This is a genomic window from Flavobacterium seoulense (assembly GCF_000695795.1).
In the GTDB taxonomy this organism is placed as follows: domain Bacteria; phylum Bacteroidota; class Bacteroidia; order Flavobacteriales; family Flavobacteriaceae; genus Flavobacterium; species Flavobacterium seoulense.
In genome coordinates, this window is sequence record NZ_JNCA01000001.1 from 333,403 (window position 1) to 346,210 (window position 12,808).

General features: G+C 34.3%; 9 protein-coding genes. 5 read left to right on the forward strand and 4 right to left on the reverse strand.

Features of this window, described 5'->3' with window-relative positions:
• Positions 1–96 precede the first annotated feature (96 nt).
• The 3 genes from FEM21_RS01235 to FEM21_RS01245 all read left to right on the forward strand — a co-directional run bounded on the left by FEM21_RS01235 (position 97) and on the right by FEM21_RS01245 (position 5,332).
• Entirely contained in the window at positions 97–2,640 is a 2,544-nt protein-coding gene (locus FEM21_RS01235; RefSeq protein ID WP_035656854.1) for a TonB-dependent receptor, read from the forward strand.
• Between the two features lie 11 nt (positions 2,641–2,651).
• The gene (locus FEM21_RS01240; protein ID WP_035656855.1) at positions 2,652–3,821 is read left to right on the forward strand and encodes a hypothetical protein; all 1,170 of its coding nucleotides are present in this window, start codon (positions 2,652–2,654) and stop codon (positions 3,819–3,821) included.
• Positions 3,822–3,985: 164 nt separating this feature from the next.
• Positions 3,986–5,332 (forward strand): deoxyguanosinetriphosphate triphosphohydrolase, encoded by a 1,347-nt coding sequence (locus tag FEM21_RS01245; protein ID WP_035656856.1) that lies wholly within the window; start codon positions 3,986–3,988, stop codon positions 5,330–5,332.
• A gap of 3 nt (positions 5,333–5,335) precedes the next feature.
• Here the strand turns inward: FEM21_RS01245 and FEM21_RS01250 are convergent, their stop codons facing one another.
• The gene (locus FEM21_RS01250) at positions 5,336–6,517 is read right to left on the reverse strand and encodes a DUF3078 domain-containing protein (RefSeq protein WP_236353485.1); all 1,182 of its coding nucleotides are present in this window, start codon (positions 6,515–6,517) and stop codon (positions 5,336–5,338) included.
• Positions 6,518–6,545: 28 nt separating this feature from the next.
• Positions 6,546–8,336, reverse strand: a complete 1,791-nt coding sequence (locus tag FEM21_RS01255; protein WP_035656858.1) for a 1-deoxy-D-xylulose-5-phosphate synthase — start codon at positions 8,334–8,336, stop codon at positions 6,546–6,548.
• Between the two features lie 38 nt (positions 8,337–8,374).
• Between FEM21_RS01255 and FEM21_RS01260 the strand changes: the two genes are divergently transcribed.
• Entirely contained in the window at positions 8,375–8,824 is a 450-nt protein-coding gene (locus tag FEM21_RS01260; RefSeq protein ID WP_035656861.1) for a nucleoside deaminase, read from the forward strand.
• On the opposite strand, the gene FEM21_RS01265 is transcribed toward FEM21_RS01260, so the two are convergent.
• Positions 8,819–9,652 (reverse strand): AraC family transcriptional regulator, encoded by an 834-nt coding sequence (locus tag FEM21_RS01265; RefSeq protein WP_035656863.1) that lies wholly within the window; start codon positions 9,650–9,652, stop codon positions 8,819–8,821. The two genes, FEM21_RS01260 and FEM21_RS01265, sit on opposite strands and share 6 nt — an antisense overlap.
• 129 nt (positions 9,653–9,781) lie before the next feature.
• On the opposite strand from FEM21_RS01265, the gene FEM21_RS01270 reads away from it, so the two are divergent.
• On the forward strand, positions 9,782–10,948 hold the full coding sequence (locus FEM21_RS01270) for an MFS transporter (protein ID WP_035656865.1): 1,167 nt from the start codon (positions 9,782–9,784) through the stop codon (positions 10,946–10,948).
• Between the two features lie 141 nt (positions 10,949–11,089).
• On the opposite strand, the gene FEM21_RS01275 is transcribed toward FEM21_RS01270, so the two are convergent.
• On the reverse strand, positions 11,090–12,634 hold the full coding sequence (locus FEM21_RS01275) for an Rne/Rng family ribonuclease (protein ID WP_035656868.1): 1,545 nt from the start codon (positions 12,632–12,634) through the stop codon (positions 11,090–11,092).
• Between the last annotated feature and the right edge of the window lie 174 nt (positions 12,635–12,808).

Below are 12,808 nucleotides of genomic sequence, written 5' to 3' on the forward strand. Positions count from 1 at the left end.
TTAGTTAATGATTTGGGTTTGTTTTTATAAAAGTAAGATAACTCGCGCTCTAGCTGTAATTTCTAGTTTTACAGCTCAAATTTAACTAAAAAAGTAATGAAGAAAATTGTACTAATTGCGGTATTAAGCTTGATAAGTTTGGCTAATATATATTCGCAAAATAAGAAATTAATTTCAGGAAATATTAAAGATGAAAAACAAAATCCTCTAATTGGTGTTTCTGTAGTAGTAGAAGGAACTAATGAGGGCGGAATTACAAACGGAGAAGGAAGTTTTCAGTTTAGTACAACTAAAAAACAAGGAACATTATTAGTTTCTATTATTGGTTATGTGTCAAAAAAAGTGGCTTTCGATGCAAATAATTCAAATACGATTGAGATTACTTTAGAAGATTCTTCTTTAGATTTAGAAGAAGTACAGGTGTTTTCATCCAGAGCTGTAGACAGAAAAACGCCTGTGGCAGTTTCAACTATAAAAAAACAGGATATTGAAGAAAAATTAGGGAATCAGGAATTTGTTGAAATCTTAAAATCAGTTCCAGGAGTTTACGCGAGTAGAGAAGGAGGAGGATTTGGAGATGGAGAAGTTACTTTGAGAGGATTTAACTCAGAGAATGTTGCGGTTTTGATCAATGGAATTCCGGTGAACGATATGGAAGGTGGACGAGTTTACTGGTCTAACTGGACTGGTTTAGGGAGTGTTACTTCGTCAATTCAGGTGCAAAGAGGTTTAGGAGCATCTAAGGTGGCTGTTCCGTCTATTGGAGGAACGATAAATACAATTACTGATAATACAGATACTGAAGAAGGTGGTCAGGTGAGCTACACTACAGGAAATAATAATTATCAAAAAGTAGGAGTAAAACTTTCTACTGGATTAATGAATAATGGATTTGCAGCAACTGTTTATGCTGATAAAATTTCAGGTGACGGATTTGTTGATGGAACTCCATTTGAAGGAGTTTCTTATTTTGCCAGTATTTCTAAAAGAATTAATGATAATCATAAATTAGTTTTTACTGCAACTGGAGCAACACAAAGACACGGACAACGTTTTGAGCGTTTAGCTATTCAGGATTATAGAACAAGCGATAGAGGTGTGAAATTAAATAAAGGTTGGGGATATAAAAATGGACAATTGTTCGCGCTAAGTGAAAACTTTTTCAACAAGCCTTTAATCTCAATAAATCATTACTGGAGGATAAATGATAATAACAAAATCTCAACTGCAGTTTATTATTCTTCAGGAAAAGGAGGAGTGAATTTTGAAGATGGAGCTGATAAAGGAAAATTGACAGGGCCTAATTCTTACCGTTTTGGAGAATTTGGACCTGTTGATGTAGATCGAGTTGTTGCCGAAAATATGGCTAATGGCGAGTCGACTGCGATTATTCAAACTACTGCTAATGACCATATTTGGCTTGGAGCAATTAGTACCTGGAATAGCCGAATTAATGATCACTTTACTTTTATAGGAGGTTTAGATTATCGTTATTATAAAGGAATCAAGTATAAAAAAGTGGATGATTTATTAGGAGGTCAGTTTTATAAAGATAACAGTGATGTAAATAATCCTAATAATGCTGCGAGAGTAGGAGATAAAATAGGATACTACAATGACGCTTTTGTAAACTGGTATGGTAGTTTTGCGCAATTAGAATATGATAAAGATGATTTTTCTGCTTTTGTTGCTTTAAATGGTTCGAATACAACTTACAGAAGAGTAGATTATTTTAGAAAATTAAGTACTGATCCAACTCGTGAAACAGATAATGTAAACTTCATTGGGTACGGAGCTAAAGCAGGAGCTAATTATCGTTTAAACGAATACAATAATATTTTTGCTAACGTTGGATATTTCGAAAGAGCACCTTATTTCTCAGCAGTTTGGGCAAATAATAATAATGATCAAACGAATAAAGATGCCGAAAATCAAAAAATTACCAGTATCGAATTAGGTTATGGATTACGTCTTCCAAAATTTGCAGCTAATGTGAATTTATACTACACACAATGGAATGACAGAACACAAACAGATACAAGAACTGCTTTGAATGTTACAACCAATGAGGTTGAAACTGTTTTTACCAATATTTTAGGTGTAGACGCTTTACATCAGGGTGTTGAGGTTGATTTTGAATATCGTCCATTGACTGGTCTTTCTTTTACAGGAATGCTTTCATTAGGAGACTGGAAATGGAAAAACGATGTTACTGCTGTAATTACCGATTCAGATCAAAATGTAATAAGCAACCTGAATTTATTTATTAAAGATCTTCCTGTAGGACGTTCGGCTCAAACAACAGCTGCTTTAGGAGCAAGATATTTTGTCACTCCAAAAACAAGTTTCAGTGTAGATTATAATTATTATGACAGATATTATGCTGATTTCAATCCGAGTAATCGTACATCACCAGGTGTAGATCCTTGGAAAGTACCTAGCTTCCATTTGTTTGATGCTTCTTTGTTACACAAATTCAAAATTTTGAATTTGGATGCTAAAGTAATTGCACGTATGAATAATGTATTCAATACAGAATTTATTACCAGAGCTAATGATAATGACGGAACGGCTCAGGGAGCAACGGTATTTTATGGCCCAGGAAGAACGTTTAGTATCAGTTCAATTATTAATTTCTAATATAAATTATTATGAAAAATCTAAAATATTTATTGCTTTCTCTTTCGATAGGATTGCTTTCATGCGAAAGTGAATTAGAAAAAACCTATGACGAATTAGGAAATATTCCAAGTCCTATAAAGACTGATTTGAAATATACTCTTGTAGATGCTGATTATGCAGCAATTGATCCAACATCTAAAACGGATGATTATGAAAAGTACAAAGGAATTCCGTCTGAAGAAGATGCTATTGCAAAAATTCCGGCTATTATTCTAAATAAATTAGTTCGTGTTGAAGGAGCTATTGCAGCTGTTAATTTCAATATGTATCGCCCGACTGCAACAATTACAGCTACAACAACTTATGAAGTCTCTGATGATGATTATGCAAGTCAGGGAGGAAATATAGCTAGATTTAAAAATTTTTCTACCGAAGCTGATATTGTGAGATTTCTAAAAGCCAAGTTTCCGGCAGCGGTTAAAGGAAATGTAATTAAGTTATCGTATAACTACAATGTTTCAAGTGTAGCTACTCCTATGACTAAGAGTTTTTTATTGAATAGCAGTTTAACTTGGGAATCCACATTTACGTTGTCTGCAGCCAATTATACAACTTTAGGACAATCATTTGCTAATTTTTCAGATAAGGCCGTTGCCGAAAAACGAATTGCAATTTACTTGAAATCTACCGAAAAACCATTCGCTAATGCCGGAGATATTCAGTCAGTAATATATGTTTATTCGTATGTACCTACAGGTGGAAGTAGAATAAATGAAGATACCTTATTGCAATATCAATATGATGGAAACGAATGGAAAGTAATTCCTTTGACAACGCCACAAACACTTAATTTTAAATTTAAAAACGGAGTTTGGGTTTCTAACAATATAATCAAATACACATTTGTAGCTGCCGATTATACAGCTGCAGCTACAGGATTAGCATCAGAAACAACTTTAGTAAATCAAGTTGCTAACTTAACTAGTTTTGGAAACTTCAGCAGAACCAGCGGAACAACTGGTTGGAGTGATGACGCTATGTTAAAAGCTTTTAATGTCGTTTTAAAGAAAAATTTCCCAGATGCTCAAGTAGATCAGGAATTTTTGTTGACCGTAAATGTTTATAGAGGTTCATCAACTACTGAGAATTTTACAGTTGTATTGGATACTAATAAAAATTATATTTATTTAAAAGAATAGTTTTTTTAAATAATAAATTTTCAATTCGGGTTATTAGTTTTGGTTTTAAACTAAAATTAGTAACCCGAATTTTTTATTATCCTAATAATTCTTGTTCTCGAAAAATCCTAAAATAAAATGTATTTTTGGGTTCTAAAATCATAAATCTACAATCTGAAATCAAAATGAACTGGGAACAACTTTTATCTTTAAAAAAACAAGGCGATACAGGCAAAAGATTACGAATAGAGCAGGACGAAACCCGATTAGGTTTTGAAGTAGATTATGATCGTATTATTTTTTCGGCTGCTTTTAGAAGTTTACAGGATAAAACTCAGGTGATACCGCTTTCTAAAATTGATTTTGTGCATACCCGATTAACACATAGTTTAGAAGTTTCGGTTGTAGGGCGTTCTTTAGGTCGTCTGGTTGGGAAAAAAATTATTGAAAAATATCCTCACTTACAAGAAGTTCATGGCTTTCAAATGAACGATTTTGGTGCAATTGTGGCTACGGCTTCTTTAGCGCACGATATTGGGAATCCGCCGTTTGGACATTCGGGAGAAAAAGCTATTGGCGAATATTTCTCCATTGGTAAAGGGAAAAAATATCAGGAACATGTAACGCCAAAACAATGGCAGGATTTAGTAGATTTTGAAGGAAATGCCAATGGATTTGCTGTTCTTTCAAGTTCTCGCCCGGGAGTTGCGGGAGGAATTCGATTAACGTATGCTACTCTTGGTGCTTTTATGAAATATCCAAAAGAGAGTTTGCCTAAGAAACCAACAGCTAATATTGCAGATAAAAAATACGGTTTTTTTCAATCGGATGCAGCCTTTTTTCAAGAAGTAGCTCAGGAATTGGGATTAATCCCAAATAAAACAGGAGATGATATTGGTTTTGAAAGACATCCTTTGGCTTATTTAGTCGAAGCTGCCGATGATATTTGCTATACCATTATCGATTTTGAAGACGGAATTAATTTAGGATTAGTATCTGAAGATTTTGCTTTAGAATACCTGATTAAATTAGTAAAAGACAATATTGATTCTTCCAAATATAATTTGTTAACGACTAAGGAAGACCGAATTAGTTATTTGAGAGCTTTGGCAATAGGTAGCTTAATTAATGATGCAGTAAGGATTTTTATCGAAAATGAAGAAGTAATTTTAGAAGGAAAATTTCCTTTTGCCTTGATGGATAAAAGTAAATACAAGGCACAAATGGATGATATTATCAAAATTAGTATTGATAAAATTTACCAAAGCCGTGAGGTAATCGAAAAAGAGTTAGTAGGTTATCAGATTATCCAAACCTTGCTGGATAAATTTATTACCGCTTATGATAATAAATTCAATGGTACGGCTTCTAATTATGATAAATTAATCTTGAAATTGTTACCGGAAAAACATCATCTGGAAAAAGAAAATCTTTACGACCGTTTGTTGCATATTTGCCATTATGTTTCCTTACTGACTGACGGAAATGCACTGGAATTATACAAAACTATAAACGGAAGCAAAAAGAATTAAAATTTAAAAAGCATAAGTCAATCCAACGCCTAATACTTGTTTTAACTGGGTTTTAGGACCTTCGGTAACCTGTTTTCCGTTAACTTCGATTTTGTTTTTAATATCGTCGTCGTAAATAATTCGGGTGCCAATGTTGGCTTTCACATATTGGTTAACAACTAAATTCAGGGCTAAATCACAGTCTACATCGACATTTCCGAATTTGTTGATGTAATCTGAATAGAGACTGACGTTGCTTACAAAGATGACGTTTTTGGCAATTTCCTTTTTATAACGATCAGTAATTAATATCCCGACTTCATTTTTTGATCTTTTTCCTTTTTGAAGAATATTACCATCGGCATCTAAAACGGCTTTTTCAACACCAAAAGATCCTTTGTTAGCCAGTTCCTGATCCCAGACAAATGTGGCTTTGTAAGTAAGAGGAGAGGCATAAAAAACATGATTTTTTGCTTTAGTGCTATACTCCGCTCCAGTTCCTAAAAACATATAAGCAGGGGCGAATAGTCTGGAAATAGGAGTGTCTTTATTTGGGTATTTGTAACCGTTAGTTAATTGGGAATTAAAATTCAGTTTACCTGAATGGTACCAGTTACTTTCCGGATTTTTTCGGTAACCAAAAGTAGAGTCGAATCTAAAAGCATCATCGGTTTTACGGAGTTCAATTCCGTCCTGTTTATTCATTCCGTATCGCACACTAAGTTCGTTTACCCATTTAGTGTATTTCCTTTCGTATGTTCGGTTGAAATCTCCTTTTAGTAATCCCGAAATAGAACTCGTTCCACCGGCACTCCAGTTGACAAAAGCAATTTCTGAAATATCAAATCCTAAAATGTTCTTGCCTTTCCAGTGAGAATAGTGTGCTTCAATTCTTTGAATTTCCGGAATAGCCACTATTCTTGCAAGTGTATATTTCATTTTTTGCGGTTCTGGTTTTCGATAAAAATTATCATGTATTACAGATACAATAATTTCTCGTACAGAATCTTTTGCAATGGTATCGTTTAATACAAGAACAGGTGTTTTTTTTATAGTATTTTTTCGGGAGATATTCTTTAATTTAGGAACAACTGCCGTTTTTGTAGAATCTTTAGCAATAGTATCATTGATTGTCTGCGAAAAAAGAGAGGTGCTTATTAAGAGAATTAATGCTATTATAAGTTTGTTGAAGTCTTGTAGTTTCATTATTCAATTGAAATTTGGGTTGTACAAATTACTTCTTACTATAACTTAAAAAAAGTAATTTTAGTGTTTTAATATCAATTCCGCAATATTCTTGTAATTGATTTACAGTTCCTTGCTCAATAAAATTATCCGGAATTCCTAATGTTCGAATGCTGTTCTGATAATTGTTATGTGCGGCAAATTCGAGAATTCCACTTCCGAACCCACCAATAATTGTGCCATCTTCTATGGTGATGATGTTTTTGAATTTTTTGAAAATTTCATGCAATGTTTTTTCGTCCAATGGTTTTACAAAAGCAAAATCATAATGAGCAATTTGCTCAGGATTTTCAATTTCGTCTAATGCCTGAATCACATTGTTTCCAATGGTTCCATTAGATAAAACAGCTACTTCGTTTCCGTTTTTAATACAGTGTGATTTTCCTATTTCGATATTTTGGTAATTTCCAAAATGTTCTTTTTTCCAATTGTTAATAATACCACGGCCTCGAGGATAACGAATGGCAATAGGGTTTTGTAAACCTAATTGAGCAGTGTAAAGTATGTTTTGTAAAGCAATTTCGTTTAACGGAGCATAAACAATAAGATTAGGAATGCAACGTAAATAGGCAATGTCAAAAACACCATGATGTGTTGCTCCATCTTCGCCCACAAGTCCGGCTCTGTCGAGACAAAAAATTACAGGCAGATTTTGTAAAGCCACATCGTGAATCACCTGATCATAGGCTCTTTGTAAAAAAGTTGAATAGATATTGCAAAAAACAATCATTCCCTGAGTTGCCATACCGGCGGCTAGAGTTACGGCATGTTGCTCAGCAATTCCAACATCAAAAGCGCGTTCTGGCAAAGCATCCATCATAAATTTTAAGGAACTTCCGGTAGGCATGGCGGGAGTAATTCCAACAATTTTTTCGTTTTTTTGTGCCAAATCTAATACGGTCAAGCCAAAAACATCCTGATATTTTGGAGGAAGATTTTCTTCCGGTTTCGGAATGATTTCGCCTGTAAGAGCATCAAATTTTCCGGGAGCATGATATTGTACCTGATTCTGTTCGGCCTGTTGTAATCCTTTGCCTTTTGTGGTAATTACATGAAGAAATTTTGGTCCTTTTATTTTTTGTAATCGTTTTAATTCCTTGATAACAGCAAAAATATCGTTTCCATCGATAGGTCCCGAATAGTTAAAATTCAAAGACTTAATCATGTTGTTTTGACGGGGATTTTTGCCTTCTTTTACTGCAGTAAGATAGTTCTTCAAAGCGCCAACACTTGGGTCAATTCCAATGGCGTTATCATTAAGAATTACTAATAAATTAGCATTGGTCACTCCGGCATGATTCAATCCTTCAAATGCCATTCCAGATGCAATAGAAGCATCGCCAATAACCGCAATATGCTGTTTATTGAAATCTCCATTCAAATTGGATGCAATTGCCATTCCTAAAGCTGCCGAAATTGAAGTAGAAGAATGACCTACGCCAAAGGCATCATACACACTTTCACTTCTTTTTGGAAAGCCCGATATTCCGTTTAACTGACGATTAGTATGAAAATTTTCTCTTCGGCCAGTTAAGATTTTATGTCCGTAAGCCTGATGTCCCACATCCCAAATCAACGAATCATCAGGAGTGTTGAATACATAATGCAAGGCAATGGTTAATTCGATGACACCTAAACTGGCTCCAAGATGTCCTTCCTTTACCGAAATAATATCGATAATAAAATCACGCAATTCCTGCGCCAGCTGAGGAAGTTGATTCTCATCTAGTAAGCGTAAATCAGTGGGAGTTTGTATGTTTGAAAGCAAATTTTCCGGCATAACGCAAATGTACGAATTGAATGCTGTATTTTTGCCTCATGGAAAATATTTTCACAGACGACTATTTTATGAAAAAAGCTTTACAGGAAGCAGAAATGGCTTTTGAAAAAGGCGAAATTCCTGTGGGCGCAATTGTTGTTGTCAATAATACTGTTATTGCCCGAAGTCATAATTTGACCGAAATGCTGAATGATGTTACTGCCCATGCCGAAATGCAATCGATAACGGCAGCTGCTAATTATTTGGGTGGAAAATATCTGAAAGATTGTACTTTGTATGTGACTTTAGAACCCTGCCAAATGTGCGCTGGGGCTTTGTACTGGAGCCAAATTACTAAAATTGTTTTTGGTGCTCGGGATGAACAACGAGGATTTATGACTATGGGAACTAAATTACATCCCAAAACTATTGTCGTTTCCGGAGTTATGGCAAATGAAGCCGCCGATTTGATGAAACGTTTCTTTATTTCGAGAAGAAATAAACTATAATTGTTTAATCGCACTAGGTTTTACATTTCGCTGTTTTTTAAAATAATTAGAGAGATGACTTTCATCGGTGAAACCAAATTCGAAAGCGATTTGTTTCATGGATAATTGCTTGCTTAAAATCCGTTTTTCTATTAATTGTGTTCGTAATTGGTTGCAGTATTCTCTATAACTTATTTCAAAATTTCGTTTAAAATAACTGCCAAAATAACTTTGAGAGATTGAAAAATGCTCGGCAATAGTTTTAATCTGTACTAGTTTTGGTTTATAAATATTTTGATGAATGTAGGAGATAATCTGGTCGTTGTCTATTCCTGATCCTGTGATTTTTATGTTTTGCTGTTGCAAACTTTCTTTTATTAATCCAAAAATCGATAGTATTTGATGAAAGACAATTGGTGAAGTAGAAATATTGGCTTTGCTATTGTAAATTCGAATCGTGTCAATAGTATTTTTTAATATACTGGCGCAATAAGAGTCGAGTTTAAGTACACTTTCTTTAAGCGATTTGTCACGCATGAAATTCTCAGGCGTGTTAAGTAGAAATTCGTCGCAGGCAAGTTTTTTATTCGAATTAAAATAGGTGTCGGTAAATTTTATAAAGAAAAAACGAGTGGTTTGTTTTATGTCAAAATAATGTTCATCATCAGTCGAAAGTACAAATAAATCTCCTGATTTATATGGAAGTAAGTTGTTGTTTAAACGATGAATTCCTTTTCCTTTTATGATGTAAATAATCTCATAATAGGTATGGCTGTGTCGCGGAAGATGGAATTTATCTTCTTCAAATTCATCAATTACTAAGGTGTCAAACTGATTTAATTTTTTCATAACCTATAGTTGCAAGTTTATGTTGTAAAATTACAATTTCTTTGCATTTATATGCAATAAATTTGCAATGTAAAATAGACGTAGTTGTAAAAAGTAAGCTGCGTTAGTAATAATCTCTTTTAAATTAAAATGAAAAAAAGTTTGCTTTCACTCTCTTTGGGAGGTTTGACAATAGGAATTACCGAATTTGTAATGATGGGAATCTTGCCGGATATCGCTTCAAATTTGCAGGTAAGTATTCCTGTTGCAGGTTATTTAATTTCGGCTTATGCGCTTGGAGTTGTAATTGGTGCGCCTTTATTGGTAATTATTGCCCGAAATTATCCTCCTAAAAAAACACTATTAATTTTAGCAGCCATGCTTGCTTTTTTTAATGCCTTGTCTATTGTTGTTCCAAGTTATGGTTTCTTGTTTCTTACCCGGTTTCTTTCTGGTTTGCCACATGGAGCTTTTTTTGGTGTGGGTGCTGTGGTTGCAAGCCGACTTGCTGAGAAAGGTAAAGAAGCGCAGGCGATATCGATTATGTTTGCAGGACTAACCATTGCTAATCTTGCCGGAGTTCCTATTGGAACTTATATTGGCCATCATTTTTCCTGGCGCTATACTTTTATTCTGATTGCTATTTTTGGTATTATAACTTTTATTTCGCTCTATTTTTGGATGCCAAAAGTAGCTCCTAATGAAGAAGTTTCAGTTAAAGATCAGATGCAGTTTTTTAAGAAAATTGAAGCCTGGTTAGTTATTTTAATTACAGCAATTGGTGTAGGTGGTTTATTTTGCTGGATTAGTTATATTGCTCCTTTATTGACGGATATTTCAGGTTTTGATGCTGCCGATGTACCATATATTATGATATTGGCTGGTGCCGGAATGGTAGTAGGGAATTTTGTAGGAGGAAAATTGGCCGATCAATTTTCGCCGGAGAAAACATTAATTGTATTGCTTTTATTGATGGCTTTAGATTTAACAATGGTGTTTTTTTTCTCTTCAAATCCTTATGTGAGTTTGCTTTTAGTTTTTTGCACGGGCTGTATTGCATTTGCACTTATTGCGCCTATTCAAATGCTGATGATTCAAATTGCAGTAGGAGCCGAGATGATTGCTTCGGCTGCGATACAGGCTGCTTTTAATATTGGGAATGCCTTAGGTGCTTTCTTAGGAGGTTTGCCTTTAATTGCAGGATTTAGTTATGCTTCGCCTAATTTGGTTGGAATTGGAATGTCATTAATAGGTGTTTTAATCACCGTTATTTTGGTCGAAAGAAGACGCCGAATTTTAAAATTTGCTACAGCTTAGATTTAATTGTTTTTATATTAAAAAAACCGCTTTTCGTTCTGATATGTGTCAGAAGCTTAGCGGTTTTTGTTTTTGAAAAAGAAAAAAATTTTGCGACAAGGCACAAAAAAACCGTCCCGATAGCTCGGGACGGTTTTTTGTTTAGTCTTTTATAGCATTTCCTTTTTTGTCAAAGAAATGATATTCTAAATACGTGTAAGCGTCACGTGGTATAATTTTCACCCATTTTTTATGTTCAAGTAACCATTTTGAACGTAATGATGGAAAACCTTTGCTGAGGTAAGCAGCCACAAACGGATGTACATTGAGTACTACTTTTTTGTGGGTTTTTAAAATTCTTTCCAGATCGGCATTGATTTTATCAATGATTAGTATTGGTGCTTCAATTTCACCATTTCCATTGTTTGGATCTTCTTCTCTGGTTTTAATATTTCTTTCCGGTCTTACTCTTTGTCTGGTAATTTGGACCAAACCAAATTTACTAGGAGGTAAGATTTTATGTTTTGCTTTATCGTCGCTCATTTCTTCCCTCAGGAAGTCGAACAAGACTTTGCGATTTTCGGGATTGGACATATCGATAAAATCCACCACTATGATACCGCCCATGTCGCGCAAACGCAGTTGTCTGGCTATTTCGGCTGCGGCAATCATATTGACTTCCATGGCTGTGTCTTCCTGATTAGTAGCTTTATTAGAACGGTTTCCGCTATTCACGTCAATTACGTGTAAGGCTTCAGTGTGTTCGATAATAAGGTAAGCTCCTTTGCTCATGGAAACGGTTTTTCCAAAAGAAGTTTTGATTTGTCTCTCTATATTGTATTTCTCAAAAATAGGTGTGTCGTTTGATTGATAAAACTTGACAATAGATTGTTTTGATGGTGCAATTTCTTGCAGGTAATCCTTGGTTTGATGGTACAACTCTTCATCATCTATTTGAATACCGGTAAAGGTATCGTTAAAAACGTCTCTAAGAATTGAGGAAGCTCTGTTGAGTTCGCCCAATACTTTTGAGGGATGATGAGCAGTTGGTAATTTCTTACACATTGCAGACCATCTGCTGAGCAGGTTCTGCAAATCTTTTTCTAATTCGGCTGTATTTTTGCCTTCGGCTACTGTACGAACAATAACGCCAAATCCTTTTGGTTTGATGGATTGTACAAGCTTTTTTAATCGGTCTTTTTCTTTTTTGTCTTCTATTTTTTGAGAAATAGATACACGGTCAGAGAAAGGGACTAAAACAATAAAACGTCCGGCAAGAGAAAGCTCAGCGCTAATTCTTGGTCCTTTGGTAGATATTGGTTCTTTAACAACTTGTACTAAGATAGATTGATTAGCATTGATTACATCGGTAATGGTGCCGTCTTTGTCTATCTCTTTTTCAAACTGAAAGTTTTTTAGGGAGAAATCTTTTATTTTACCTGCGCTTACAAGTTTTATGAATTTCAGTTGGGAAGTGAGATTAGGACCCAAATCGTGATAATGTAAAAAGGCATCTTTTTCGAAACCTACATTTACAAAAGCAGCGTTAAGTCCGGCAACTGGTTTTCTGATTTTGGCAATAAAAATATCACCCACCTGAAAGTTGCTTGTTTCTTCTTCTTTATGTAATTCAATTAGTTTTCCATCTTTTAATAAGGCAAAATCTACAGAATCAGAACTAGATCTAATGATTAATTCTTTATTCACCTTGTAAATTTTTATCTGTTTTTTCAGAAAATAGAGTATAGAAAATAGAGTATAGATTAATAAAAATCTAAAATCTGAAATCTAAAATCTAAAATCTTATCTACAGATGGATTAAACAATATTTTTGAACAGGTATTAACCCGGTGAAAAGAAGATTAGCAGAGAATAGAGTAA

What these genes read in the sequence shown, in the direction of transcription:
- FEM21_RS01240 (WP_035656855.1), top strand. Translation starts at nt 2,652, where the DNA reads ATGAAAAATCTAAAATATTTATTGCTTTCTCTTTCGATAGGATTGCTT.
- FEM21_RS01250 (WP_236353485.1), bottom strand. Translation starts at nt 6,517, where the DNA reads ATGAAACTACAAGACTTCAACAAACTTATAATAGCATTAATTCTCTTA.
- FEM21_RS01255 (WP_035656858.1), bottom strand. Translation starts at nt 8,336, where the DNA reads ATGCCGGAAAATTTGCTTTCAAACATACAAACTCCCACTGATTTACGC.
- FEM21_RS01270 (WP_035656865.1), top strand. Translation starts at nt 9,782, where the DNA reads ATGAAAAAAAGTTTGCTTTCACTCTCTTTGGGAGGTTTGACAATAGGA.
- FEM21_RS01265 (WP_035656863.1), bottom strand. Translation starts at nt 9,652, where the DNA reads ATGAAAAAATTAAATCAGTTTGACACCTTAGTAATTGATGAATTTGAA.
- FEM21_RS01260 (WP_035656861.1), top strand. Translation starts at nt 8,375, where the DNA reads ATGGAAAATATTTTCACAGACGACTATTTTATGAAAAAAGCTTTACAG.
- FEM21_RS01245 (WP_035656856.1), top strand. Translation starts at nt 3,986, where the DNA reads ATGAACTGGGAACAACTTTTATCTTTAAAAAAACAAGGCGATACAGGC.
- FEM21_RS01235 (WP_035656854.1), top strand. Translation starts at nt 97, where the DNA reads ATGAAGAAAATTGTACTAATTGCGGTATTAAGCTTGATAAGTTTGGCT.